This window comes from Microbacterium sp. ARD31 (assembly GCF_031844425.1).
This window is the reverse complement of record NZ_JAUZVE010000005.1, coordinates 40,475-65,855: the sequence shown is the minus strand read 5'-3', so window position 1 is coordinate 65,855 and position 25,381 is coordinate 40,475. Positions and strand designations below refer to the sequence as shown.

Here is a 25,381-nt window from a genome sequence, read left to right as displayed (position 1 = left end):
GGTACGGTGAACGGGCGGGCGATGTGGCCTCGCGATCGAGCAGGTCCGCCTGCGAAAGCCCCTGTGAGCACGTGATGGACGCCGGTGACCGCGCCGAGTTGGACGAGCTGAGGCGCCGCGCCTACGGCCCCCGCGCGGACATCGCCGAGGATGTCGCCGCCATGGCGCGGCTGGAAGAACTCGAGGCGTCGCTGCGCGCGGAGTCGGCGACCACGGGATCTGCAGGCGGCGAGAGCCGTGTCCCGGGTGCTTCCGCCGTCGGCCGCACGGCACCCGATGCCGCCTTCGAGCGCGGGGCGCCCACCGCCGAACGGGCGGAGGACGCCGCTTCCGCCTCCCTCGCTCCGTCGCGCCGTCCTCGCCGTCGAGTGGCGGTCGCTTTCGCGATCGCGGGCGCGCTCGTGGTGGGCGCGGGCGCGGCGGGGGTGGCGCTCGACGCCCTCGACGAGCCGGTCGCGGAGCGCCCCCCGGCCGCGGGCGAATCGGCCGCTCCCCCGGACTCCGGCGCGGGCGCTGCAGATGACGACGACGCCGTGGCGCTTCGGATCCCGCTCGACGGCTTCTTCGACAACGACGTCGACGTCGACTCTGCGAGCGACGTCCCGGACTTCCCGACGACCGGGTCGGTCCAGTGGGCATCCGCCCTCGGGGACTACTACGGCTGGGAGATGTGGATCGCCGGGGCGGACGGTGCTTCGGAGCGGGAGTACTGCCTGCTCATAGAACAGGAGCTGATCGTCCGTGCGCGCTGCGTCTCGGCGCAGCAGCGCGCGCAGGGCACTCTGATCGTCTCGGTGCCCTACAGCCTCGTGGATCCACGCGAGCGGCCCGAGCCGATGAGCCCCGGCGACCAGCTCGCCTTCCGGTGGGATGCCGACGCGACGGTCACGGTGTCCGTCGGCACGTCGCTCGCCCCGTGACCGGTCGGCGCCGAGCCGGTCAGTCCAGGAAGATGTCGGGGAAGAGCTGGTCGTCGGGGGTGCCGGCGACAGCGGCGTACCGCGAGAAGTCGGTGACCCCCGCCTCCCGAAGCACCTCCTCGACGATGAGGGTCTGCCCCGTGAGCTCGCCGGCCGGCCGCGTGAGGACCTCGTAAGCGGCGTCGGCGTAGATCTCGGGCGTGCGGCTCGCGGCCATCATCGCCTCGCCGCCCAGCGCGTAGCGCACCGCGGCGGTGGCGATCGTCGTCTGCGGCCACAGCGTGTTGGCGGCGATGCCGTCTTTCGCGAACTCCGCGGCGAGCCCGAGCGTCGCCATCGTCATGCCGTACTTCGCGAGCGTGTAGCCCGTGTGCGCGCCGAGCCACTTGGGTGAGAGGTTCAGCGGCGGCGACAGCGACAGGATGTGCGGGTTGGCGGCATCCCGCAGGATCGGGACGGCGGCGCGCGAGAGCATGAACGTGCCGCGCACGTTGACGTCCTGCATGAGGTCGTACTTCTTGGCCTGCAGGTCGAGCGAGCGCGAGAGGTCGATCACCGAGGCGTTGTTGACGACGATGTCGATGCCGCCGAACTCGCCCTGGGTCTTCAGCACCGCTTCGGTGACGTCGTCGTCGTTGCGCACGTCGCCCACGATCGGCAGCGCGTCACCGCCGGCGGCGCGGATCTGGTCCGCGGCCGAGTGCACCGTGCCCTCGAGCTTCGGATGCGGCGTGTCGGTCTTCGCCAGCAGCGCGATGTTCGCACCGTCGCGGGCGGCGCGAAGGGCGATCGCGAGGCCGATCCCCCGGCTGCCGCCCGACATCAGGATGGTCTTTCCGGCAAGGTGCTTCTCGCTCATGCGGGTCTCCTCGAGGTGGTGGATGCCGCGGCGAACGCGGCGACGCGGGCACGGGACTGCGGGGTGTCGAACGCGGCGCCGATCGAGCGCGCCTCGTCCGCGAGATTGTCGGCGAAGGTCCGTCCCGCGCCGGATCGGACGAGACGTTTCGCCTGACCGAACGCCGCCGAGGCACCGGCGAGCCAGAAGTCCGCCACCGCGCGGGCGCGGTCGGCCACCTGATCCGCGGCGACGACCTCGGTCACAAGCCCCCAGTCGAGGGCCGTCGCGGCGTCGATCGTGAGGTCCTGCAACAGCAGCTGCAGCGCCCGCCGCTGCCCGACCGCCGCAGGCAGCAGCGTCGAGACGCCGAGGTCGGGGGTGAGCCCGATGTTGGCGTACTTGCTCACGAACCGGGCCTGCTCCGAGGCGACGATGTAGTCCGCGGTCAGCATCAGCCCGAGCCCGCCGCCGGCCACCGCGCCCTGAACGGCGGCGACGATCGGCTTGTCGGACTCGACGAAGGTGCGGATGCCGTCGTGGATGACGTCGGCTGCGGCGGTGACGTCCGCGCCGGACGCGCCCGACGTCGACATCTCGACGACGTCGCCTCCGGCGCAGAAAGCAGGACCGGCGGCATCCAGCAGGATCGCCTCGACCGACTGATCGGCGGTCAGCTCGTGCGCGAGGTCACGCCAGCGGCGCCCCATCTCGAACCCCATCGCGTTCAGCGAGGCCGGCCGGTTGAAGGTGACGCCGGCGAGGGCGCCCTCGCGCGAGACCAGGATCGATTCGCTCATGGCGGTGCTCCTCGGGGTGGGGTGAAGGGGGACGGGGGTGGCGGCTACTTCGGCGCCATGCGGATCGCGCCGTCGAGGCGGATGGTCTCGCCGTTGAGGTAGCCGTTGTCGACGATCGCCGCGACCAGTCGTGCGTACTCGTCGGGTCGGCCGAGACGCTGCGGGTAGGGCACCTGCTGCCCCAGCGAGTCCTGCGCGGCCTGCGGCAGGCCCTTCAGCATCGGGGTCTCCATGATGCCGGGGGCGATCGTGACGACGCGGATGCCGTGGCGCGCCAGCTCCCTCGCGATCGGCAGCGTCATGGCGTGCACTCCGCCCTTGCTCGCCGCGTACGCGGGCTGCCCGATCTGCCCGTCGAAGGCGGCGACGCTGGCGGTGTTGACGATGACGCCGCGATCGCCGCCGGCGGTCGGCTCAGTGCGCGCCATGGCGGCCGAGGCCTGCGCGATGACGTTGTAGGTGCCGATGAGGTTGATACGCACGATGCGCTCGAAGTCGGCGAGCGGCGTCGGCTCGCCGTCGCGGTCGAGCACCTTCGCCGGCGGGGCGATCCCGGCGCAGTTGACAACGACCCGCAGGGGCCCGGATGCCGCGGCGTGCGCGACGGCGCCGGCGACCTGTCCGGGGTCGGTGACATCGGCCGCGGCGAAGGACCCGCCGAACTCGCCGGCGACCTCGGCACCGGCCGACGAGGGCAGGTCGACGATCGTGACGGCGGCGCCGGCGGCCGCCAGTCGCTGCGCGGTCGCGAGACCGAGGCCGCTGGCCCCGCCGGTGACGAGGGCCGATGCGCCCGTGAGCTCCATGCTGTTCTCCTTCGAACCACCGCCGAACCGGCGCGAAACGGAATCCGGTTCCAGCATACGCGGGACCGCGTCTCACGCGTTGCGGGTGCCGGGGTGCTCGCCCCAGGGTAGGTCAGCCGGGCCCGAGGATGAAGTTCCACGTGCCCGCCGCCACTGCGGCGACCACGGCGACCGCAGCGATGGCGGCCCCGAGCCCGATGAGCGCCCACTCCGGTGCGCCGAATCGGGAGCGACGCGCCCACGTGCGGGTCCCGTCCGCGCCGAACCCGCGGGCCTCCATGGCGGTCGCGAGCTTCGAGCCGCGCCGGATCGACAGCACCAGCAGCGCGAACGCCATGCCGAAGAAGCGGCGCAGGCGTCCCCGATCCGCCACGCCCCGGGCGCGGCGGGCGAGTTCGAGCGCGCGCCAGTCGTCGATGAACAGCCCGACCATGCGCAGCCCCGCCAGCGCACCCAGCACGAAACGCGCCGGCAGGCGCAGCACCTGCGCCAGCCCGTCGGCGAGATCGGTCGGGTCGACGGTGACGAAGAGCACGACCGACGGGAGGGCGATCGCGAGGACCCGCAGAAGGGTGGCGGCGGCGAGGGCGAGGGAGCCCTCGCTGATGCGCACGACGAACCATTCCGCGTAGATCTGTCCCGAGGTCTCGCCGTACAGCGCGATCGTGAGGGCGGTGAGCGGCGCGGCCAGCCACACCGGCCACGTCCGCGTCCAGAACTCCCGCCACGCCAGGCCGGCGAAGGGGATGAGGAGCAGCTCGAGCACGAGCGCCACCGCTGCCGAGACCACATCGAGGGTGAAGACGAGGGGGATGGCGATGACCGCCGCGGCAGCGAGCTTGGCGACGGGGTTGATGCCCGCGACCACACCGGTGCGAGCGCGGGAGTCGAGCAGGGTCACGACGCCCCCTCCGCCGCGGATGCCGGCAGCTCGAACCGCCGGGAATGCAGCGCTGTCACGACGTCGAGATCGTGCGTGATCGTGACGATCGCCGACCCCTCGTCTCGCAGGCGCGCCAGGATGGCCACCAGCTCCGCCCACGTCCGGGCGTCCTGACCGAAGGTCGGCTCGTCCAGGATCAGCACGCGAGGCCGGGTCGCCAGCGCCGCGGCCACGGTCAGCCGCCGCTTCTCGCCGCCCGACAGCGTGTAGGGATTCGCCCGCGCCAGCGGTGCGAGGCGGAGGCGCTCGAGAAGCTCGTCCACGCGGCGCGACGTCTCGTCCGCGTCGAGCCCGAGCGCGCGGGGACCCACTTCGAGCTCGGCGCGCACCGTCGTCGTCAGCAGCTGGTGCTCCGGGTCTTGGAACACGGTGCCGATGCGCGTGAGCAGCTGGCGGGAAGACCACCGGATGGGAGCCGCCGCGACGCCGTCGCCCAGCGCGCCCGCCGCCGACACGTCCCCGGATGCCGGGGCGATGAGTCCGGCGAGGGTGAGGCCGAGCGTGGACTTGCCCGCGCCGTTGGGTCCGGTGATCGCCAGCGCGGAGCCCGCGTCGACGGTGACGTCGATCCCCGAGGCGACAGGCCTTCCGGTCACCCGCTGGACGGCCAGGTCACGGGCCACCAGCAAGGGCTCGCCGGGCGCGCGGGCGGGCGGCGGCGGAAGCGGGGGGCGGATGCCGGGCACCCAGACCCCGGCTTCGGCCAGCCGCGGCCCCTCTCCGCGCAGCACCTGATCCGGCGTGCCGTCCGCGACCATGCCACCGCCTCCGGCACCGAGGACGATCACGCGGTCGATCAGCGGCAGCCACACCTCGACGCGGTGCTCGACCACCACGAGGGTTGCCGGGTGGGCATCGAGCATCGCCCGCACGGCCTCCCGCACCTCGACGACGCCGTGCGGATCGAGGTTGGCGGTCGGCTCGTCCAGCAGCACGAGCCCGGGGCGCATGGCGAGGACTCCGGCGAGCGCGAGGCGCTGCTTCTGACCGCCGGACAGCGCCTTCGTCGGCCGGTCGAGGGGCACGTCGAGACCGACGGCGTCGAGCGCGTGACGCACCCGCGGCCAGATCTCCTCCCGCGGGACGCCGAGGTTCTCGCACCCGAAGGCCACATCGTCGCCGACGCGCGCGAGGATGACCTGCGAATCGGGGTCCTGAAGGACGAGCCCGGCGCGCCCGCGGGCGCCGGAGGCCGGCATCCCGTCGATGAGGAGCTCGCCCGCCTGCTCACCCTCCTCGTCGCCTCCGAGCACGCCGGCGAGGCCGTGCAGCAGCGTCGACTTGCCGGCCCCCGAGGCGCCCAGCAGCAGCACGCGCTCCCCCGGCTCGATGGTGAGGTCGACACCGCTCACCGCCCACGCGCGCCGCGACGCGTGCCGCCAGCCCCACCCTCGCGCCTGGACGGCGGCCGCGCGGAGCCCGGCGGTGTTCACGCGTCAGACACGGGCGCGCACATCGCGCCCCGACGCGAACCGGTCGAGCGCGCCGGTGGCGGCGATCCCGCGCGCCAGCAGCCACGAGAGGGCACCGGCGATGACCGCTCCCGAGACGATGGTCGAGGCGAGGTACACGAGGGTGAAGGTGGTGTCCGCGCCGGCGTACCACAGCACCAGGTTGTTGATGCCGCCGGCGAGCGCCGCACCCGCGCCCGCGAGGACGGCCACCGGCAGGCTCCAGCGCTTGTACAGGAAGAGCAGGAAGATCAGCTCGGCGCCGAGCCCCTGCACGAGGCCGGCCTCGATGGTGAGGAAGCCGCCCCATTGGTTGCCGACGAGCGCCGACACGACGGCGGCGAGGGTCTCGGTGTAGATCGCGGCACCGGGCTTGCGGATGATCAGCGCGCCGAGCACTCCGGCGAACAGCCACGGACCGTCGAGCAGACCCTGCAGGCCGGGCAGCAGCGGTTCGAGCAGTGCGCTGGGCCCGAGGTATCCGACGTTCCAGGCCAGGAAGATCAGGCCCGAAGCGACGCCGATGACGCTGGCGACGACGATGTCGACGACGCGCCAACGCAGGCTCCGCTTCCCAGCGGTGGTCGCCTTCTCGGCGGTGGATGCGGACGTGGACGTGTGCATCTTCTCTCCTCCCTGCGCCGGCATGATCCGGATCAGGTTCGACGGTCGAAGCGTGGATCGCTTCCTCTCAGCCCGGCTCACCGGACTCCCGTGGTTGTGGCGATGAGTATACCGGCGTACGGGAGCGGTAGTTTTGTCGCGTGACCGTCGATGACGCCTCCCTGCTGTCGCGCCGTGACGCGCGCGCACAGAACCAGGCGGAGTGGCCGGCGGACGAAGACCCGGATGCCGCGACCGGCGCGACCGGCGACGGGGGGCCGGTGGTCTCGACCTCGGGGCGCATCGCCCTGACGTGGCTCGACGATCGCACGGTCACGCCCCGACCCATCACCACGCCCACCCTCGTCGCGTCGGGACTGCTGGATCGTCCGCCGTGGCGGTCGCCCCTGCGGGCCGGGGTGCTGGTGCCGCTGGCGATCGCCGTGCTCGTCGCCCTCGTCTACACCGCGACCACCCTGCTGTGGCCGCTGTCGGCCGTCGAGCCCACCATCGCCGACGTCGAGGTCGCCCCGGTCCCGGCGGCCGCGGCCGAGCTCAGCTGGCCGAGCGAGGGAAGCGCCGCCGTCGCCGTGGCGGGCGCGGGAGGCACCGTGGTGTCTCCCGCTGCCGCGGACGGGACCACGTCATCCGGGGACACCGCGGACGCCATCGCCAGCATCACCAAGGTCGTCACCGCCCTGGTGGTCCTCGACGAGATGCCGCTTCCGGCCGGCGAGGACGGACCGGAGTTCCGGTTCACCTACGCCGACTCGGTGGACTACTGGAACTACCGCTCCCGGGGCGAGTCGGCCCTCGACGTCCCGGTCGACGGCGTCCTCACCCAGCGACAGCTGCTGGCGGGGATGCTCGTCGGGTCGGCGAACAACTACGCCGACCGGCTCGCGGGCAACCTGTGGCCCTCGGATGCGGTCTTCGCCGATGCTGCGAACGAATGGCTGCGCGCCCACGGCGTGCCCGGTGTCACGGTGGTCGAGCCCACGGGGATGGATGCCGGCAACCGGGCGAGCCCCGCCGCGCTGATCACCCTCGCGCAGAGGGCCATGGCGAATCCGGTCATCGCCGACATCGTGTCGCAGCGGGTGATCGAGCTCCCCGGCGCCGGCCGCGTCGAGAACACCAACGCGCTGCTGGCGGACGAGGGCGTGGTCGGGATCAAGACGGGCACGCTCGCCGCGTGGAACCTGCTGTCGGCGAAGGACATCACCGTCGACGACACCCCCGTCCGCGTCTACGCCGCCGTTCTGGGCCAGGCCGACGACGACGCCCGCAACGCGGCCACCCGCACGCTGTACGCGGACGTCGAGCGCGAGCTGCAGACCGAGCCGACGGTGGCCGCCGGTTCGGTCGTCGGCACCGTCGAGACCGTGTGGGGCGAGCGCGTCGAGATCGTGGCCGACGCCGACGCCGACGTGGTGCTGTGGAACGGCGCGGCGGGGATCGTCTCGACGACCTTCGATCTGGGGGACGCGCGCGCCGACGGCGCGACGGTCGGAACCCTGACCGTCGACGGGCCCCTCAACGACACCACCGTCGATCTGGTCCTGACCGACGACGTCGACGACCCGAGCGCGTGGTGGCGCCTGACGCACCCGCTCGAGCTGTTCGGCCTCGACGGCTGACGGCGAGCCGGCTCAGACGAAGACGACGGCGCGCTGGAGGCGCGTGCGGATGTCGAAGACCTCGTTGCCGCCCACGTCACGGGCGCCGGTGATCCCCCGTCGCAGCACGGTGGACAGCGCGCTGCGAGACACCACAGCCACCGGCATCCCCCGGACCTTTCCGATCTCGTCGATCGGGTCGAGCACGTCCTCGTCGGGGAGCACCACGATCGCGCCGCTGAAGCGCACGCCGGCCGCGCGGGCGATCACCCGCATGCGCGCGACGAGGGTCGCCACCGGCGGCTCGCCGACACCCTCGCCGACGAGCTCGCCCCGGCGCGAGCGCACCGGTCCGCCGAAGTCCTCCGACAGCACTGCATAGAGCCCGCTGGGGCCCAGCACGATGTGGTCGAGCTTGTCGTCGGCGTGGCCGCCGCGCCCGGCGGCCGCGACGTCGTGCCACACGGTGTAGCCCATGCCGAGGTCGGAGACGATGCGCGCGGTGGCCTCCTCTGCGAGCGCGTCGGCGAGCAGGCGCCGGACCGCGTGGGGCGCGGAGCGCACGAGCGCCGGGTCGTACGGATCCGCCACGGTCACCCCGCGGCCCGCCCACTCGCGGATGAGCGACAGGTAGCGCTCCCGGCGCCAGCCGCCGGGGTGCCCGAACGAGCGGGCGCGGGGGCGCGTGTCACGCGTCGCCGTGCGCGGCGGCGACCACTCCGACCACTCCGGGGGCGCACTCGCACCGAACCCGTGGCCGCGGTCGTAGGCCGCCCGCGCCTCGGCAGTGCCGACGAGCTCCCACGCCCGCTGCACCTGCACGAAGACGGCGGCGTCCCCGCCGGTGTCGGGGTGGGTCTGGCGCAGCCGCAGCCGATACGCCTTGCGGAGCGCCTCGTCGTCGACGTCGGGCGCGACGCCGAGCACGTCGTATGCGGATGCCGAGAGCGGACTGTCGAACACGGGTCAGTCGTCCGCCCACAGCGGCTGGTCGGGCACGAAACCGAAGGCCTGGTCGACGGTCGCCGGATCCAGGTCTGCGAAGGTTGCCGGTTGCCACCGCGGGGTGCGGTCCTTGTCGATCAACTGCGCCCGGATCCCCTCGACGAGGTCGGGCTGAGTGGCCGCGAACCACATCACCAGGCCGTACTCCTGCGCGAGGACCGCGCGCAGATCGGGAAGGGTCCGCGCACGTCGGACCGCTTCGAGCGTGACGGCCAGCCCGGTCGGCGACAGCTCTTCGAGGGTGGATGCGGCATCCGCGGCAGCAGCGTCTCCGTGCTCGCGCAGTCGCGCGATGATGTCGGGCACGGTGTCGGCGGCGAACGCGTCGTCGATCCACGAACGGGCGCGCTCGAGCGGCGCCTGCTCGGGGGTCTCGTCGAACAGCAGGACGAGCTCGGTCGGCGTCGCCGGATCGGCCCGGGTGCGCAGGGCGTCCGCGAGGCTCGCGAGGCGATCCGAGGGGACGACGTGATCGGCAAGTCCGACGTAGACGGCGTCCGCGCCGCCGATGACCGCACCGGTGAGGGCGAGGTACTCCCCCAGCCGGCCCGGGGCGTGCGCGAGCAGCCACGTGCCGCCGACGTCGGGCGTGAAGCCGATGCGGGTCTCGGGCATCGCCAGCTGCGAGCGCTCGGTCACGATGCGGATGGTCGCGTGTCCGGCCAGCCCGATGCCGCCCCCCATGGTGACGCCGTCGGCGAGGGCGACGATGGGCTTGCGGTACTCCGAGATCCGGGCGTTGAGCGCGTACTCGGCGCGGAAGAACTCCGCGGTGGCCTCGGGGCGGCCCCCGCGGATCTGCTCGGCGAGGCCACGCACGTCGCCGCCGGCGCACAGTCCGCGCTCACCGGCGCCGTCCAGCAGCACGAGATCCACCTCGGTGTCGTCCTGCCACCGGTTCAGCGCATCGGCGAGGTCGCGGATCATCCCCAGGTCGAGGGCGTTGATCGCACGCGGCCGGTTGAGTGTCAGATGCCCGACCCCGTCGCCGGTGCGAGCCAGCACGCGGGGTTCGTCGTTCGCGGTCACCCCGCCACGTTACCCGGCTGCACCACCGGGCCGCCGTGAATCCCGGGCCGGACGGCCGTTGTGGGTCAGGATAGGGTGAACGGCCACGACAACGAGAGGTTCGGCATGCCCGAAGGACAGGTGCTGGAGTTCTCCGCAGTCACCAAGCGATTCGGCGGCATCACCGCGGTGTCGGATTTCACCGCCCGCGTCGAACCAGGACGCGTCACCGGCTTCCTCGGCCCCAACGGTGCCGGCAAGACGACGACGATGCGCATCCTGCTGGGCCTCGTGAAGGCGACGTCGGGCACCGCCACGATCGGCGGCACGCCGTACCGCAGGCTCCGGCATCCGCTGCAGAGCGTCGGAGCCGTCCTCGAGGCCTCGAGCTTCCACCCGGGCCGCACCGCCGCGAACCATCTCACCGTCTACGCGCAGGCGGCCGGCATCGCGCGGACCCGCGTCGACGAGGTGCTCGACCTGGTCGGCCTCTCGGATGCCGCAGGCCGGCGTATCGGCGGGTTCTCCCTCGGCATGCGCCAGCGCCTGGGGCTCGCGTACGCGCTGCTGGGCGATCCCGGAGTGCTCGTGCTCGACGAGCCGTCCAACGGCCTGGACCCCGAGGGCATCCGCTGGATGCGCGGCTTCCTCCGCGGCCTGGCGCGCGAGGGCCGCACGGTGTTCGTGTCCTCCCACCTGCTGACCGAGATCCAGCAGACCGTCGACGACCTGCTGATCATCTCGCGCGGCCGTCTGGTCTTCCAAGGGGGTCTCGACGAGCTCGCCGACCCCACCGAGACCGCGACCGTGGTCGACGCGCCCGACCGGGGCGCTCTCGTCGCGGCGCTGCGCGCGGCGGAGGTGCCGTTCGAAGTGCTGCGCTCCGGGCTGACCGTGCGCTACTCCTCGCCCGCCGACGTGGGAGAGGTGGCCGCCGGCGCCGGCGTCGCCCTCTCGTCGCTGCAGCGACGCGGCCCCGCACTGGAAGAGGTCTTCCTCGACCTCGTCAACGGCGTGCGCGTGCACCCGAGCGCGGGCGGCATGGCCAGGCCCACCGGGCCCGCCGCGCTCGGCCCCAGCACCGGAGCCGCGGCACCGGCGACGCCGGGGGACGATGAGCGCGAGTCCGGTGGCGTTCCGCAGGCCGAACCGGATGCCGCCAGCGCCGAACCGCGGGTCGACCCGGAGACTCCCGGCGACACCGGGACCTCAGACGACACCGGGACCTCAGACGACACCGGGACTCCAGACGACACCGGCGCGATGTCGGAACAGGACGCACCCGAGGCCGCCCCCGCGGCCACCGCGGAGCCGGTTTCGACGTCGGACGAGCCCGAGGCCGAGCACGAGCCCGGGCCGGACGCATTCGACACCGACCCCGCACCCGCCGACGAAGCACCGTCCGCACCCATCGACGAGGCACCTTCCGAGACCACCGACCAGGCGGAGTCCGAGGCGACCGACGACGAGCCCTCCGAGCCCGCACCCACGACCGCCGCGTTCGTGGTCGCCGCCACCGGCGTGATCGACATCGTCCCGCCGTCCGCGGATGACCACGGCGACGCCCCCGGCGACCGGTCGGAGCAACCCGTCAGCGACAGCGACCATCACCCCGACCACGAGGAGAGCCACGCGCGATGAGCCTCACCACCGCGACGCGCTCCGAGACCACGAAGCAGTTCACCACCGCGATGTGGTGGGTGCTCGCGATCGTCCTCGCCGTCTACATCGCCTTCACCGCCGGCGTCCTCGCGTTCGTCTTCGCCGCATCCTCGTCGGGCTCGCTGCCCGGAGGCGCCCCGACCCTGCCTGAGGACGGCCTCGCACCGGTCCTCTACAGCACGGCGAGCTCGGTCGGCTACGTTTTCCCGCTCCTCATCGGCACGCTCATGGTGACCAGCGAGTTCCGGCACAAGACGCTGACCTCGACCTTCCTGGCCACCCCGCGGCGCGGCCTCGTGCTCTCGGCGAAGATCGTCGTCGGCATCGTCATGGGCGTCGTGTTCGGCATCGTCGGCATCGTCGCCGCGGTCGGCGTGTCCGCCGGGATCCTCGCGGGCTTCGGCCTGGACACCGCACTCGGCGACGCCGAGACGTGGGCGCTGCTGGGCAGGATGCTGGTGGCCTCGGTCCTGTGGGTGCTCATCGGCATCGGCGTGGGCGCTCTCGTGCGCAACCAGGTCGGCGCGATCGTCGGAGTGCTGGTGTTCACGCAGTTCCTCGAGCCCGTCGGCCGGGCCGCGGCATCCTTCGTCGAAGATCTGGGCCCCGTCGTGCAGTACCTGCCGGGAGCAGCCAGCGACGCACTCGTGGGCGCGAGCGTGTTCACCAGCATGCCGGGGGCCTCGGCCGGCGAACTCGAGTGGTGGGTCGGCGGCCTGGTGCTGCTGGGCTACGCCCTGGTGCTCGTGGTGCTCGGAAACGTCGTGAGCTGGCGACGCGACGTCAGCTGAGCGCGCATCGCGGGCGAAGACGCCGGCGGGTGCGCCGGCTCTACGAAGACGGTGCGTCGGCGACGATGTCGATGACGTCGGTGGGCTCGCCCTGCACGTCCAGGCGCAGCGCCTTGACGAGTTCGAGTCCGTGGCGGGTCGTCAGCAGCACCCGCTGGAACTCGGGGTGCCCGACCAGATCGATCACGACGCCCTTGCGATGACGTCGCGCGATGACGAAGTCGTCGGCGGCGGCGGAACGCCACGTTCCCATCGCGACGATCCCGCGCAGGTGGGTTCCGGGCTGGGGGATGCCGCGCAACCAGGTCCAGGCGTCGTCGACGAGCTGCACGCGGTCGATCGTGTCGCGCTCGATCTCGATATTCCGCTTCCGGAATGCCATGGCCTTCTCGGCGCCGGACAGCACGACTTCGAGCCGAGACGAGTCCAGAAGCAGCGTGACCATGCCCCTAGTCTGCCAGCGCGGCCGGTCCGGTGTCGGGAGGTTTGCTCACAGGAGCGCAACGATCGACGACGACGCACCCCGATCGCGGTGCAAGACTGGTCGGATGACCCTGCTCGAAACCGCCGATGTGCAGCAGGCGGCGCTCGCAGAGGCGCTCCGACGCGCGCACGCCGGCGAGCGACTCGACGTCGACGACGCGACGGCCCTGCTGGGTGCGTCGGGCGATGACATGGAGTCGATCCTCGATGCGGCGTCGGCCGTTCGGGATGCGGGCCTCGCGGCATCCGGTCGACCCGGGGTGATCACCTACTCGCGCAAGGTCTTCGTACCGCTGACGACGCTCTGCCGCGACCGCTGCCACTACTGCGTCTTCGTCGACACACCCGGACAGCTGCTCAAGAAGCGCAAGCCCGCCTTCATGTCGCCCGAGCAGGTGCTCGCCGTCGTGCGCCAGGGCCAGGCGATGGGCTGCAAAGAGGCCCTGCTCACCCTCGGCGACCGGCCCGAGGACCGCTGGCCCGAGGCTCGCGCGTGGCTCGACGAGCACGGGTTCGCCTCGACGCTGGACTACGTCGCCCACGTCGCACGCCTGATCACCGCCGAGACCGGAATGCTCGCGCACCTGAACCCCGGCGTGATGACCGCCGATGAGCTCGCGATGCTCCGCCCGACGGCCCCGTCGATGGGCATGATGCTCGAGACCACCTCGCGCGAGCTGTTCGAGGTGCCCGGGCGGGTGCACTACGGCTCGCCCGACAAGGACCCGGCCGTCCGGCTCGCCGTCCTCGACGACGCCGGGCGCGCACGTGTGCCCTTCACCACCGGCATCCTGGTGGGGATCGGCGAGACGATCCGGGACCGGGCGGAGTCGCTCATCGCGATCCGCGACGCCCACGAACGCCACGCGGTGGAGGGGCAGGGTCGCAGGCAGGGTCACGTGCAAGAGGTGATCGTGCAGAACTTCCGCGCCAAGCCGCAGACCGCGATGCAGTCGGCGCCCGACGCCGACACCCGCGAGTACGCCGTCGCCGTGGCGGTGGCCCGCCTCGCGATGGGCCCCGACATGCGCATCCAGGTGCCGCCGAACCTGTCGGACCCGGCGGAGTTCGCCCTGCTCGTGCGCGCCGGCGCCGACGACTGGGGTGGGGTTTCACCGCTGACCGCCGACCACGTCAATCCCGAGCGCCCGTGGCCGCATCTGGACGACCTGGCCCGGCGCACCGCCGAGCTGGGCTTCGAGCTGCGCGAGCGCCTGACTGCTCACCCCGAGTTCGTGCACGCCGCCGAGACCTGGCTCGACCCCGCCATGCGGGGACCGGTCGCCGCGCTCGCCGACCCCGAGACGGGCCTGGCGCGCGAGTGGTCTCAGCCTGCGGGTTCTGACGGCGACGGCGCGCGGAACGGCGACGAGGCGGTGGCCGGATCACCGCGGGCGGGCGACCCGGAGGATCACAACTCCTGCAGCGACACCACGCCCGCCGACCCCGCACCGCGGAATTCCGCGGGTGCGGGCGGCCCGAGCGGCGCGGCGCGCAGGAGTTATGATCCGTCGGGCACGCGCTCGACCCTCGAACGCGCGGCAGCCGACCCCCGCGACCTCGACGACACCGAGTGGGTGGGGCTGCTCCGTGCCACCGGCGACGAGCTCGAGGCGCTGGTCGCGACCGCCGACGACGTCCGCCGCTACACGGTGGGCGAGGCGGTGACGCTCGTCGTCAACCGCAACCTCACCTCGACCGGGTTCACCACCGCGGACGTCGCGACCGGGCCCGACGCCTTCACCCTCGAAGATGCCGCCGCGATCGCGCGCGACGCCGCCGACCTGGGCGCCACCGAACTGTGCGTGCAGGGTCGCCTTCCCGAGACGGTCGAGGCCTCGGCGTACCTCGAGATCGCCCGCGCGATCACTGCCGCGACCCCCCGCCTCCACCTGCACGCCTACCGACCGCAGGACGTCGTCGACCTCGCCGACCGCGGGTTCGCGGGCTCGCTCGAGGCGGCGCTCGCGGCCCTGCGCGACGCCGGCGTCGACACGGTTCCCGGCACCGGCGTGAAGGTGCTCAGCGAGCGCGTCCGCGCCCTCGTCGCACCCGGCGACCTCGAGATCGACCGCTGGGTCGATGCGATCACCGCCGCACACCGGGCGGGCTTCCGCTCGACGTCCGTCCTGTTCTACGGCCACGTCGAGACCGCCGTGGAGCGCGTCGCGCACCTGCGTCGACTCCGCGAGATCCAGGACGCCACCGGCGGGTTCACCGAGTTCGTCCCCATCCCCCTGCCCGGTCCGGCGGGTGGCGTGCCGCTCGTGGCGGATCGCCGCGACATCGACGAGCACCGAGCGATGGTGGCGGTGTCGCGCCTCATGCTGTCGGGCAGCATCCCGCACATCCAGATCCCCTGGACGCGCGTCGGCCGCACCGCCGCCGCGACGCTCCTGCAGGCGGGCGGCGACGACCTGGGCGGCGCGCTGCTGGACGGCCGCGTGAAGCCTGAGGCCGGCATCGAGTTCGGTCAGGAGCTTCCGGCGACGGATGCCGCAGCGCTCACCGCGCGACTCTTCCGGCCCTTCCGCCTGCGCACCACCGACTACCGCGATGCCGGGGGAAGGTCGTGACCTCACCTCGCGGATCGGCGGGACACCGGCCCGCCGCCGGCGCCGTCCACAGCGAGATCGTCATCGTCGGGGCAGGTTTCGCCGGCCTCGGCATGGCGATCGCCCTGCGGCGCGCGGGCCGGGATGACGTCGTCATCCTCGAGCGCGCCCCGTCGATCGGCGGCACCTGGCGGGACAACACGTACCCGGGGGTGGCGTGCGACGTGCCGGCGCACCTCTACGGCTTCGCCAGCCACCCCAACCCGGAGTGGTCCGGTCTCTTCGCCCGCGGCGACGAGATCCGCCGCTACCTCGAGACCGTCGCCGAGCGGGAGGGCGTGCACGACCGCCTTCGGCTGTCGACGGCTCTCACGTGCGCGCGATGGGACGCCGACGCCGATCTGTGGCGGCTCGAGACGTCGCGCGGAGCCCTCACCGCCGACGTCCTCGTCCTGGCGTGCGGGCGTCTCACGGAGCCGTCGATTCCCGACATCTCGGGTCTGGAGTCCTTCCCGGGTCCCATCTTCCACTCCTCGAGATGGGACCACGGCACCGACCTGAAGGGCGCCCGCGTCGCCGTCGTCGGCACCGGCGCGAGTGCCGTGCAGCTGGTGCCGGAGCTCGCCCGCACCGCGCGCCACGTGACGCTGTTCCAGCGCACGCCCGCATGGATCGTGCCGCGCGGCGAGCGCGCGTACACCGAGACCGAACGGGAGCGCTTCGCCACCCAGCCCGGAGAGCTCGCGCGCCTCCGCGCCGACCTGTACGCCGAGGGCGAGGCCCGCTTCGCCTCGCGATCGGGGGATGCCGCAGCCGCCGCCGCGGCGCGCGCCACAGCCCTGGCTCACCTGCACGCGCAGGTTGCCGATCCCGCGCTTCGCGCCGCCCTGACTCCGGACTACGCGTTCGGCTGCAAGCGGGTGCTGCTCTCGGACGAGTTCTACCCGGCGCTGGCCTCCCCGGGCGTGACGCTGGAGGCCGCGGCGCTGGACACGGTCGAGGGCTCCACGCTCGTCTCTGCGGCCGGCGGTCGCCACGACGTGGACGCCCTCGTGCTGGCGACGGGATTCGCCACGACCCGCCAGCCGTACGCGGACCTGGTGGTGGGCGAGGCGGGAACGACTCTGGCCGAGCACTGGTCGCACGGGATGACCTCGTTCGGATCGACCGTCGTGGCCGGTTTCCCGAACCTGTTCGTCCTCGACGGCCCGAACGCCGCTCTGGGCCACAATTCGTCCGTGCTGATGATCGAGGAGCAGGCCGCCTACGCCGTCCGATGCCTCGTGCACCGTGACCGCTCGGGCGCTCCGCTGCACCTCGACCCGGCGGCCGAGGCCGCCTACACCGACGAGATCGCGCACGCCGCGGCATCCACCCCGTGGATGACCGGCGGCTGCCGCAACTGGTACGTCGACGAACGGTCGGGCAGGCTCACCCTGCTGTGGCCGGGCACCGTCGACGCCTTCCGCGCACGCCTGGCGCGTGCCGACGGATCCGAGTTCGCGCTCGCTCCCGCGAGCGCCGAGAAGGGAGCATCATGACCGATTCCCCGACGCACCAGGGCCTGCCCCTCCGGTTCGGGTACAAGGCTTCGGCCGAGCAGTTCGGGCCCACCGAGCTGCTCGACTTCGCGATCCTGGCCGAGGAGGTCGGTTTCGACTCGGTCTTCGTGTCGGACCACCTTCAGCCGTGGCTGCACGAGGGCGGGCACGCGCCGGCATCCGTGCCGTGGCTCGGCGCGCTCGGCGCGCGCACCTCGCGCGTCGCGATCGGGACGTCGGTGCTGACGCCCACCTTCCGCTACAACCCCACCGTCGTCGCGCAGGACTTCGCGACGCTGGGCGTGATGTACCCGGGCCGGGTCATCCTCGGCGTCGGCACGGGTGAGGCGCTCAACGAGGCCAACCTCGGGATCGCGTGGCCCGACCCGCCGGAGCGGTTCCAGCGCCTGAAAGAGGCGATCGGGCTCATCCGCCGCCTGTGGAGCGAGGACCGCGTCAACTTCGACGGCACGTACTACACCGCCCGCAACATCACCATCTACGACAAGCTCGACCAGCCCGTCCCGATCTACATCGGCGCCGCCGGCCCCGCAGCGACGCGGCTGGCGGGCAGGATCGCCGACGGCTTCATCACCACCAGCGGCAAGAAGCGCGAGCTGTACACCGACACGCTGCTGCCGGCCCTGCACGAGGGGCTCGAGAAGGCCGGACGCTCGCCCGCCGACATCGACACCCTCATGGAGATCAAGGTGTCGCTGGACGAGACCATCGAAGCGGCGAAGGAGAAGACGCGGTTCTGGGCGCCGCTCGCCCTCAGCCCCGACGAGAAGATGGGCGTCGACGATCCGCTCGAGATGCAGCGCCTCGGCGAGGAGCTGCCGATCGAGCGCGCCGCATCGCGGTTCATCGTGTCGGACGATCCCGACGAGCACGTCGAGCGCATCGCGTGGTACGTCGAGCTCGGCTTCCGCCACCTCGTCTTCCACGACCCCGGCCACGACCAGGAGACCTTCCTGCGCCGGTACGGCACCGAGATCCTGCCGCGGCTGCGGGAGCGGTTCGGCGCGTGACCGGAGGGTGGGCCGTCGTCGTTCCGGTGAAGTCCCCGGCGGTCGGCAAGTCCCGCCTGGACGTTCCGGGGATCGACCGGGCCACGCTGGCCCGCGCGATCGCGCTCGACACCATCGAGGCGGCGGCGGCGTGCGCCGAGGTCGCCCAGGTCTTCGTCGTGACCGACGACCCCGCCGTCATCGTCGGCGCGCATGACATCCCGGGGCTCCGCTTCGTTCCCGAAGAGGAGCCGCGCGGTCTGAACGCCGCGATCGCCCTCGGGGCGGACGCTGCCGGCGAGCGGATGCCGCGCGCCGCGCTGCTGGGGGACCTGCCGTCGCTGCGGCCGGACGACCTGGCGGACGCGCTCGCGCGGGCGGGCCGGGTCGATCGCGGGGTGGTGGCCGATGCCGAGGGCTCCGGATCGACCCTCGTCACCGCGCGCGAGGGGGTGCCGTGGCGGACGGAGTTCGGACCGGACTCCCATGCGCGGCACATCGCACTGGGCTGCGTCGGCCTCGATGTGTCCGACGGGTCGACCCTCCGTCGCGATGTCGACACCGCCGAGCAGCTGGGCGAGGCGGCGGCGCACGGGCTCGGGCGCCGCACGGCCGCCCTCGCGGCGCCGCCGGTCACGGATGCGGGCGACGGTCAGATCAGCAGGTAGACCGCGCCGACGATCGTGAAGATGATGACCAGGCGCTCGAACAGCGCCTGGTCGATGCGGTCGGCGATCCACCGGCCGCCGAGGGCGCCGGCGATCACGAGGGGCACGAGCACGAGATCGAGCAGCACGCCGGGCACGGTGATGAGCCCCAGGCCGATGGAGAACGGCACCTTGGAGAGGTTGACGAGCGCGAAGAACCACGCCGCGGTTCCCAGGAACTGCTTCACCGAGAACCGCGCGGCGAGGAAGTACATCGACATCACCGGCCCCGCGGCGTTGGCGACCATGGTCGTGAAGCCGCCCAGCGAGCCGTAGGTCGCCGCCGCCACCGGGTGCGGCGCGGCGTCGGCCACGGCGGGCGCCATCCGTCTCCGCAGCAGCGTGATGGCGATGACCACCAGCAGGATGACGCCGATCACCCGCTTGACCCCGGCGTCGTCGGCGAAGGCGAGGAACACCACCCCGAGGCCCAGTCCGACGATCACCGCGGGCGCCAGCCGCAGCAGCGCCCGCCAGTCGGCGTGCCGTCGGTAGGCGAGCACAGCGAAGACGTCGGCGACGATGAGCAGCAGCAGGAGGGTGCCGGTCGACTGACGAGCCGGAAGAACGGCGGCGAAGATCGCCACCGCGATCGTCGTGGCGCCCGGGACGGCCGTCTTGCCGAGACCGACGATCACCGCCGCGACCGCGAGCAGGACCCACGCGAGAGGCCCCAGGTCGGGGAGCAGGCCGGATTCCATCACACGCCGGCTCCCCTCACACGTCGGCCCATCACACGTCGGCCCATCACACGTCGGCCCATAACACCGCGGCTCCCTCAGACGCCGGCGGTCGCAAGAGCGCGCTCGGCGAGCGCCGCGGCCGCGTCGGCATCCGTCATCCACAGCGGGGCGACGACCGAGCGGATGCCGGAGGCCGCCACCTCGGCAGCCGACGCGGCGTCTTCCTCAGCCAGCAGCCACGCGTCCAGCAGCCCGCCGTCCGCGCGCGGTCGGTAGTGCGCCGCGACGGCCGCCGCAGAGGTCTCGACGCCGATCGCGGTGAGGCAGACGTCCGCCATTCCGCGGACGACGCGGCCGCCGATGATGGGCGAGACACCGACCACGGGCGCCGCGGCAGCGCGCAGGGCGTCTCGGATGCCGGGGACGGCGAGGATGGGACCGATCGACACGACGGGGTTCGACGGTGCGATCAGCACGACATCGGCCTCGGCGAGCGCCTCGACGACGCCGGGCGCGGGCGCGGCGCCCTCGACCCCGGGGTTGTCGAAGCGGACGGGCTGGAGCTGCGCGCGGTGGCGCGTCCACCACTCCTGGAAGTGCAGATCGCGCGTCGCCTGGCCGTCGCGGACCGTGACGCGGGTGTCGACCTCCGCGTCGGTCATCGGCAGCAGCCGTGCGCCGAGCGGCCACCGTTCTGCGAGTCGCGCGACCACCTCGGTGGGCGTCGCGCCTTCGCGGAGCCACCCGGTGCGGGCGAGATGCGTGCCGAGATCGAGGTCGCCGAGAGTGAACCACGGCCACCCCGCGCCCCACTCCTGCAGCTCGTGGTTGACCCGCTCGGTGTCGCCCACGCGTCCCCAGCCGCGCTGGGTGTCGTTGACGCCCGCGAGCGCGTAGAGGATGGAGTCCACGTCGGGCTGCAGTCGCACGCCCGACAGCCACAGGTCGTCGCCGGTGTTGACGACCACCGTGAGCATCGCCGCGGTGTCGTCCACGCCCCTCGCCCGCAGCGCCCCGCGGACGCCGCCCACGAAGCGCGAACCGCCGACCCCGCCGGCCAGCACGACGATCCGCGGCCCGATGCCGGCGGTGCCCGCCGCGGTCACAGGGCGAATTCGTCCGTGGCGTGGGGAAGCGCGAAGCGCGCGACGGCGTCGATGAGGGCGTCGACCGTCTGCTGCGGCGCGACCACGTCGACGCCGAGGCCCGTCTTGGCGGCGTCTTTCGCGGTGCGCGGTCCGATGGCGGCGACCAGCGTCGTCTCGGGGATGTGGTCGAACTGCGCGCGCACCTGCTCGGCGACCGAGCCGCTCGTGACGAGGATCGCGTTGATGCGACCCGAGCGGACGTCCTCGGCGATGCGCTCGGTGACCGGAACGCCGACGGTGCGATAGGCCACGACACTGCGGACGCGGTGCCCCGCCTCGGTCAGCCGGTTGGTGAGGACGGGCTTCGCGATCTCACTGCGGAGGGTGAGGATGCTGCGGGGCTCGGGCTCCAGGGCGATGAGCTGCTCGGCCATGCCGCCGGCGGAGTTGTCGCGCTCGGGGACGAGATCGACGCGGTAGCCGACCGCCTGCAGGGCCGCTGCGGTGGTCTCTCCCACGGCTGCCACCTTGGTGCCGGCGGGGATCACGGCACGATACGCATAGAGGACATCGACCGTGGTCGCGCTGGTCACCGTGAGCCAGTCGAACGCACCGGCACCGAGATCGGCGATGGCCCGCTCGAGCGTCGCCTGGTCGGTCGACGGGGCGAAGTTGATCAGCGGGGCGATCACCGGGGTGGCGCCCTGCCGTCGCAGCGACGCGGCGACGCCGTCGCCCCACGGTCCCCCGCGCGGCACCAGCACCCGCCACCCCTTGAGGGGCTTGGGTGCGGCGTGTGCGGGTGATGTGTTGTTCATGGGGTGTGACTCTCGTGGTGCATTTCGGCCACCCCTGACGTTCGAGCAGCCGAAGCGCGGGATTCCGGGTCGCGCGCTCAGCAGCATCCGCACCGTTGCACTGCCTGTGAAACCGAGCATACCCCCGCTGATCTGCCGTTCGTCCAGGCCCCCTCCGTCACCGGGGAAGCCTGCGACCGCGGCGGGGGGCCCGTCGGTGCCGGTCAGCGCGCGGCGAGGCGGACGATTCCCCACACCGCCGCGCCGATTCCGGCCGCCACGACGACGGCCGCGGCCGCGGCGCCCTGGGGGCTGCGATCAGCGAAGGCGCGGGCCTTGACGATGCCGCGATCCAGGGCGATGCCGGCCCGCTTCGGCAGGTTCGCCTTCTCCTCGATGGCTGCCAGAGCGGCTTTGAGCTCGGCGCGCGCCTTCTCGACCGGGTCGGTGATGCCGATCGGGACGGCGGTGCGGGGCATGGTCACGCGCGTGTCAATACTCACCGCGCACCTCCTTCACATCGTGTGCGATCGCCTGCGCGGGGTTGGTGCGCTTGGCGAGACGTTTGAACCGCATGATCCCGAACAGCGCGAGAATCACGGTGACCAGCAGCATCACGAAGAAGACGACGAGGGCGGACAGCCAGACGGGCCACCACGACGACAGCCCCGCGATGACGAAGGCGCCGAGCGCCGGGATCGACCAGAACAGCACGAACAGGGCGGCGATCATCCAGATCGCCCCCCAGCCGCCGTCCTTCGCGGTACGCGCCAGCCAGACCTTCGCCGAGTCGATCTCGGCCGTGACGAGATTGCGGACGAGTTCGGGGATCTCGCCGATGAGGGTCAGCAGACCGTCATCGGCGCGATCGCGGAAGCCACGAGGCGTCGTCATGTCAGGCCTCGCTGCGCTCGCGGGCCTCGTCAGCGGCCTTCTTCGCCTTGTCTGCGGCCTTGGCGGCGGCCGCGGTGGTCTCGTCGGCGGCGCGATCGAGGTCGTCTGCCGCCGCCTTGCTCGCCTTGACGGCGGCGTCGACGCGCTGACCGGGGGTTCCCTTGCCTGCGGCGGCCTTCGAGACCTTGACGGCCGAGTCCCACAGCGTGCTGGGCAGTGCCATCGCGCTGGACTTCGCGAACTCGCTGACCTTGGCCACCTGATCCTGCACGGGTTCGGTGTTCCAGACCTTCATCCACTGGGTCTTGATCTGCTCGTACCGCTCTTTGCCGGCACGCGAGCCGAGGACGTATCCCACGGCGATTCCGATCACAAGTCCTGCTTTGCCCCTCATGGGGTGCTCCTCCCGCTCGGTGGTGCGCCTGTTGGTGGTCCCAGGTTAGCCGTGCATGCCGATCCGGGTATCCACCCTTGACATTCGGGGGCGGATGCCGATCATTCCGCGGGCGGCCCGGTCCACAGCGTCGCCCGCCGCACCCGGTCGGCCTCGCTCGTGGCGTCGCGCACGACGTCGGCCGGATCGCTCCCGGAGAGCCACGCCCCGACCGCGGCCAGACCGTCGGAGCCGGCGATCGCGGTGCGGATCGCCGCCGTCTCGGCCGCGTGGCCGAGAGCGGACGACGGTCGCTCGGCGGCGGACGTCGTCCGGGTCGATGCGAGCACCCGCAGCTCGGCGGTGTCCACCCCCAGCAGCGCGGACGCCTCGGACGCCGCGAGTGCTCGCGCCTGGTCGTCGGTGAGCCCGGTCGTTGCGGGCTCGGTGTCGCCGCCGCCGAAGCGCACGCGCACGATGTGCCGGCCCGGCCCGGCCGCGTCTGCCAGCCACGCCCAGCGCGCGGTCTCATGACTGACCACAGCCGCCGGTCCGGTCCCGGGGATCCGCACGACGCGTGCGCCGCGGGGGTGGGTGTCGAGGGTCGACGCCGACACCACCAGCGTCACCGTCTCGATGACCCCGGGAGTCGCGCGCGGCGCCGTGTCGAGCTCCGCGACATGGGCGGCGAGCAGCGTCCGCGCCTCGCGTGCGCCGACGGCCACGATGACCGCGTCGGCGTCGATGACCGAGGGGTCCTCGTCCGGGCGTGCGGGGCCGGGGTCCCCGGAGTCGGGGTCCGCGGGCGGCGCTCCCGCTGCGGGGGGCGCAGTCGCATCAGGGGTCGCGGCAGGCGCCTCGGACTCCACGGACACACGCCAGCCGCCGTCGCCGGCGGTGAGGGCGACCGCGCGCGTGCGGCGGCGCACCTCGACGTCGAGGTCGCCGAGGCGACGCTCGAGCGCGGCCGTGAGGCGCGGCATCCCGCCGTCGAGCCCGGCCGCCTGCGGAGTCGCGTCCGTCGCCAGCAGCTCGGCGACCGCGCCGCCGAGGGATCCGGTGCGGGTGAGGGCGGTGTTCAGGCCGGGCGCGAGGGCGTCGACGTCGAGCTCTTCCGGCCCGATGCCGAGGGTGCCGACGCTCAGCGGAGTCACCATGCGGTCGAGCACGCGGTCGCCCATGCGGGTGCGGACCAGCCGGGCGAGGTTGCGCTCCACGCCGATGGTCAGCGGGGGCCTCAGACGGTCGAGGTACGCGCGCCAGGCCCCGCCCCAGCCGATGATCGCCCGTACGTCGTCCGCCCACGGATTGGCGGGGATGCCCCGCACGGTCGCGGCGGGCAGCTTCGCCGCGCCCTGGGGGAGGCCCGCGATCCAGGTCTCGTCGGTGCGCGGGGCCACCACGTGCGCGCCCAGGCCGAGGTCGTCGACGAGCGAGCGCATCGTCTCGGTGGCGGAGTGATCCAGGGGCCCTGTCGGAAGGGGGAATCCGTCGGCCTCGTACGGCTGGATCGCGCCGCCCAGCGTCTCGGACTGCTCCAGGAGAGTGACGCGGATCCCCACCTTCGCGCATTCGAGGGCGGCGACGAGCCCGGCGAGGCCGCCGCCGATCACCACGACGCGACGGTGGTGGGCATGCGCGACCAGATCGGAGAGGGGTGAGGGTGCGTCGACCACGTCTCCATCCTCGCACCGCCGCGGTTCGCGCGCCGTGCGAGCGGGAGCCCGCGACGGCGGGCGCGCGCGGACCGACGGTGGCAGGATGGGCGCCATGACGCTGCACATCACCGGCGACGACGCCGCCGATCGCCTGCTCACCGACGATCCTCTGGCCCTGCTGATCGGGATGCTGCTCGACCAGCAGGTCGCGATGGAGACCGCGTTCGCCGGACCTCTCAAGATCGCCGAGCGCGCCGGCACCCTCGACGCCGCGGCCCTGGCCACGTTCGATCCCGACGCGTTCGCGGAGCTGTTCACCGCGACGCCCGCGGTGCACCGCTACCCCGGCTCGATGGCCGGGCGCGTTCAGGCCCTGTGCCGGACGGTCGACGAGGAGTGGGGCGGCGACGCGGCCGCCATCTGGAAGCGGGACGACCCCGACGGCGCGACGGTGCTCAAGCGGTTGAAAGCGCTGCCGGGGTTCGGCGAGCAGAAGGCCAGGATCTTCCTGGCGCTCCTCGGCAAGCAGTACGGCTTCACCGGGGCCGGCTGGCGTGAGGCGGCGGGCTCGTACGGCGAGGAAGGATCGTTCCGCTCGGTCGCCGACATCACCTCGCCCGAGTCCTTGACGAAGGTGCGCGAGTACAAGCGCGAGATGAAGGCCCAGGCCAAGGCGGCGAAGTCCTCGTCCGGGGGCGGAGGCGTCTGATGCAGAAGACCGGCGGAAGCGTCGCGGCCTTCGTGGCAGGCGTCACTCCGGCCAAGCGTCGCCGCGACGCCGAGACGATGCTGGCCCTGCTGTCCGAGATCACCGGGCGCGAGCCGGAGCTGTGGGGCACGATCATCGGGTTCGGGTCGTGCCACTACGTCTATCCCACCGGCAACGAGGGCGACATCCCGGTCACCGCGTTCGCGCCCCGCAAGCAGGCCACCACCGTCTACCTCATCCCCGGCTTCGCCGAGCGCACGCAGGAGCTCGCCCGGCTCGGGCCGCACACGACCGGGGCCGGATGCCTCTACCTGAAGGACCTCGAAGCGGTGGACCTCGAGGTCCTGCGCGGCATCATCGCCGAGTCCGAGCGCGCGGTGCGCAGCGGGACGGGGTGGGAGGGCGTGACGGTCACGCTCACCGACGGCTGAGCCGCG

The 25,381-nt window shown here is 72.8% G+C and carries 26 protein-coding genes and 1 riboswitch; of the genes, 10 read left to right on the top strand and 16 right to left on the bottom strand.

Annotated elements, in window-relative coordinates:
• Nucleotides 1-74 precede the first annotated feature (74 nt).
• Nucleotides 75-920 carry a hypothetical protein gene (locus Q9S36_RS16010; RefSeq protein WP_311285963.1) on the top strand — a complete coding sequence of 282 codons (846 nt, stop codon included), beginning with the start codon at nucleotides 75-77 and terminating at the stop codon, nucleotides 918-920.
• 19 nt (nucleotides 921-939) lie between these two features.
• Here the strand turns inward: Q9S36_RS16010 and Q9S36_RS16005 are convergent, their stop codons facing one another.
• The 6 genes from Q9S36_RS16005 to Q9S36_RS15980 form a co-directional block, all read right to left on the bottom strand.
• A complete protein-coding gene (locus tag Q9S36_RS16005) occupies nucleotides 940-1,779 on the bottom strand; it encodes an NAD(P)-dependent oxidoreductase (RefSeq protein WP_311285962.1) in 840 nt (279 codons plus the stop codon).
• On the bottom strand, nucleotides 1,776-2,558 hold the full coding sequence (locus tag Q9S36_RS16000) for an enoyl-CoA hydratase/isomerase family protein (protein ID WP_311285961.1): 783 nt from the start codon (nucleotides 2,556-2,558) through the stop codon (nucleotides 1,776-1,778). Before Q9S36_RS16000 ends, Q9S36_RS16005 begins: the two co-directional genes overlap by 4 nt.
• Nucleotides 2,559-2,602: 44 nt before the next feature.
• Nucleotides 2,603-3,364, bottom strand: a complete 762-nt coding sequence (locus Q9S36_RS15995) for an SDR family NAD(P)-dependent oxidoreductase (protein ID WP_311285960.1) — start codon at nucleotides 3,362-3,364, stop codon at nucleotides 2,603-2,605.
• 112 nt (nucleotides 3,365-3,476) lie between these two features.
• Nucleotides 3,477-4,265 carry an energy-coupling factor transporter transmembrane component T gene (locus tag Q9S36_RS15990; protein ID WP_311285959.1) on the bottom strand — a complete coding sequence of 263 codons (789 nt, stop codon included), beginning with the start codon at nucleotides 4,263-4,265 and terminating at the stop codon, nucleotides 3,477-3,479.
• On the bottom strand, nucleotides 4,262-5,740 hold the full coding sequence (locus Q9S36_RS15985) for an ABC transporter ATP-binding protein (protein WP_311285958.1): 1,479 nt from the start codon (nucleotides 5,738-5,740) through the stop codon (nucleotides 4,262-4,264). Before Q9S36_RS15985 ends, Q9S36_RS15990 begins: the two co-directional genes overlap by 4 nt.
• Nucleotides 5,741-5,743: 3 nt before the next feature.
• Nucleotides 5,744-6,382, bottom strand: a complete 639-nt coding sequence (locus Q9S36_RS15980) for an ECF transporter S component (protein WP_311285957.1) — start codon at nucleotides 6,380-6,382, stop codon at nucleotides 5,744-5,746.
• Nucleotides 6,375-6,484: riboswitch (TPP riboswitch) on the bottom strand. (Overlaps the previous gene by 8 nt.)
• A gap of 38 nt (nucleotides 6,485-6,522) precedes the next feature.
• On the opposite strand from Q9S36_RS15980, the gene Q9S36_RS15975 reads away from it, so the two are divergent.
• A complete protein-coding gene (locus Q9S36_RS15975; protein WP_311285955.1) occupies nucleotides 6,523-8,001 on the top strand; it encodes a D-alanyl-D-alanine carboxypeptidase in 1,479 nt (492 codons plus the stop codon).
• A gap of 12 nt (nucleotides 8,002-8,013) precedes the next feature.
• On the opposite strand, the gene Q9S36_RS15970 is transcribed toward Q9S36_RS15975, so the two are convergent.
• Both Q9S36_RS15970 and Q9S36_RS15965 read right to left on the bottom strand, forming a co-directional pair.
• Complete coding sequence (locus Q9S36_RS15970) at nucleotides 8,014-8,943, bottom strand: DnaJ domain-containing protein (RefSeq protein ID WP_311285954.1); 930 nt, start codon at nucleotides 8,941-8,943, stop codon at nucleotides 8,014-8,016.
• A gap of 3 nt (nucleotides 8,944-8,946) precedes the next feature.
• Entirely contained in the window at nucleotides 8,947-10,014 is a 1,068-nt protein-coding gene (locus Q9S36_RS15965; RefSeq protein ID WP_311285953.1) for an enoyl-CoA hydratase/isomerase family protein, read from the bottom strand.
• Nucleotides 10,015-10,119: 105 nt separating this feature from the next.
• On the opposite strand from Q9S36_RS15965, the gene Q9S36_RS15960 reads away from it, so the two are divergent.
• On the top strand, nucleotides 10,120-11,634 hold the full coding sequence (locus Q9S36_RS15960) for an ATP-binding cassette domain-containing protein (RefSeq protein WP_311285952.1): 1,515 nt from the start codon (nucleotides 10,120-10,122) through the stop codon (nucleotides 11,632-11,634).
• Nucleotides 11,631-12,446, top strand: coding sequence for an ABC transporter permease subunit (locus tag Q9S36_RS15955; RefSeq protein WP_251452412.1), 816 nt, complete (start codon nucleotides 11,631-11,633; stop codon nucleotides 12,444-12,446). The genes Q9S36_RS15960 and Q9S36_RS15955 overlap by 4 nt, the downstream gene beginning before the upstream one ends.
• 40 nt (nucleotides 12,447-12,486) lie before the next feature.
• Here the strand turns inward: Q9S36_RS15955 and Q9S36_RS15950 are convergent, their stop codons facing one another.
• Entirely contained in the window at nucleotides 12,487-12,891 is a 405-nt protein-coding gene (locus Q9S36_RS15950) for a hypothetical protein (protein WP_311285951.1), read from the bottom strand.
• Between the two features lie 103 nt (nucleotides 12,892-12,994).
• On the opposite strand from Q9S36_RS15950, the gene cofG reads away from it, so the two are divergent.
• The 4 genes from cofG to cofC are packed head-to-tail and all read left to right on the top strand — an operon-like array spanning nucleotide 12,995 to nucleotide 18,703.
• Nucleotides 12,995-15,505 (top strand): 7,8-didemethyl-8-hydroxy-5-deazariboflavin synthase CofG, encoded by a 2,511-nt coding sequence (gene cofG / locus Q9S36_RS15945; RefSeq protein WP_311285950.1) that lies wholly within the window; start codon nucleotides 12,995-12,997, stop codon nucleotides 15,503-15,505.
• Complete coding sequence (locus tag Q9S36_RS15940; protein ID WP_311285949.1) at nucleotides 15,502-17,025, top strand: NAD(P)/FAD-dependent oxidoreductase; 1,524 nt, start codon at nucleotides 15,502-15,504, stop codon at nucleotides 17,023-17,025. The genes cofG and Q9S36_RS15940 overlap by 4 nt, the downstream gene beginning before the upstream one ends.
• Nucleotides 17,022-18,056, top strand: a complete 1,035-nt coding sequence (fgd, locus tag Q9S36_RS15935; protein WP_251452429.1) for a glucose-6-phosphate dehydrogenase (coenzyme-F420) — start codon at nucleotides 17,022-17,024, stop codon at nucleotides 18,054-18,056. Before Q9S36_RS15940 ends, fgd begins: the two co-directional genes overlap by 4 nt.
• Nucleotides 18,053-18,703 carry a 2-phospho-L-lactate guanylyltransferase gene (gene cofC / locus Q9S36_RS15930; RefSeq protein ID WP_311285948.1) on the top strand — a complete coding sequence of 217 codons (651 nt, stop codon included), beginning with the start codon at nucleotides 18,053-18,055 and terminating at the stop codon, nucleotides 18,701-18,703. Before fgd ends, cofC begins: the two co-directional genes overlap by 4 nt.
• Here the strand turns inward: cofC and Q9S36_RS15925 are convergent.
• The 7 genes from Q9S36_RS15925 to Q9S36_RS15895 form a co-directional block, all read right to left on the bottom strand.
• Complete coding sequence (locus Q9S36_RS15925) at nucleotides 18,688-19,443, bottom strand: sulfite exporter TauE/SafE family protein (RefSeq protein WP_311285947.1); 756 nt, start codon at nucleotides 19,441-19,443, stop codon at nucleotides 18,688-18,690. The genes cofC and Q9S36_RS15925 overlap by 16 nt on opposite strands.
• A gap of 77 nt (nucleotides 19,444-19,520) precedes the next feature.
• The gene (cofD, locus tag Q9S36_RS15920; RefSeq protein WP_311285946.1) at nucleotides 19,521-20,531 is read right to left on the bottom strand and encodes a 2-phospho-L-lactate transferase; all 1,011 of its coding nucleotides are present in this window, start codon (nucleotides 20,529-20,531) and stop codon (nucleotides 19,521-19,523) included.
• Nucleotides 20,528-21,331 (bottom strand): uroporphyrinogen-III synthase, encoded by an 804-nt coding sequence (locus Q9S36_RS15915; RefSeq protein ID WP_311285945.1) that lies wholly within the window; start codon nucleotides 21,329-21,331, stop codon nucleotides 20,528-20,530. Before Q9S36_RS15915 ends, cofD begins: the two co-directional genes overlap by 4 nt.
• Before the next feature lie 203 nt (nucleotides 21,332-21,534).
• Nucleotides 21,535-21,813, bottom strand: coding sequence for a hypothetical protein (locus Q9S36_RS15910; protein ID WP_251452441.1), 279 nt, complete (start codon nucleotides 21,811-21,813; stop codon nucleotides 21,535-21,537).
• Complete coding sequence (locus Q9S36_RS15905; protein WP_311285944.1) at nucleotides 21,803-22,204, bottom strand: phage holin family protein; 402 nt, start codon at nucleotides 22,202-22,204, stop codon at nucleotides 21,803-21,805. Before Q9S36_RS15905 ends, Q9S36_RS15910 begins: the two co-directional genes overlap by 11 nt.
• A 1-nt stretch (nucleotide 22,205) precedes the next feature.
• Complete coding sequence (locus tag Q9S36_RS15900; protein WP_311285943.1) at nucleotides 22,206-22,598, bottom strand: hypothetical protein; 393 nt, start codon at nucleotides 22,596-22,598, stop codon at nucleotides 22,206-22,208.
• Nucleotides 22,599-22,699: 101 nt separating this feature from the next.
• A complete protein-coding gene (locus tag Q9S36_RS15895; protein ID WP_311285942.1) occupies nucleotides 22,700-24,253 on the bottom strand; it encodes an FAD-dependent oxidoreductase in 1,554 nt (517 codons plus the stop codon).
• 94 nt (nucleotides 24,254-24,347) lie between these two features.
• Between Q9S36_RS15895 and Q9S36_RS15890 the strand changes: the two genes are divergently transcribed.
• Both Q9S36_RS15890 and Q9S36_RS15885 read left to right on the top strand, forming a co-directional pair.
• Nucleotides 24,348-24,944 carry an HhH-GPD-type base excision DNA repair protein gene (locus Q9S36_RS15890; RefSeq protein ID WP_311285941.1) on the top strand — a complete coding sequence of 199 codons (597 nt, stop codon included), beginning with the start codon at nucleotides 24,348-24,350 and terminating at the stop codon, nucleotides 24,942-24,944.
• A complete protein-coding gene (locus Q9S36_RS15885) occupies nucleotides 24,944-25,375 on the top strand; it encodes a DUF1801 domain-containing protein (RefSeq protein ID WP_251452450.1) in 432 nt (143 codons plus the stop codon). Before Q9S36_RS15890 ends, Q9S36_RS15885 begins: the two co-directional genes overlap by 1 nt.
• The last annotated feature ends 6 nt before the right edge of the window (nucleotides 25,376-25,381 follow it).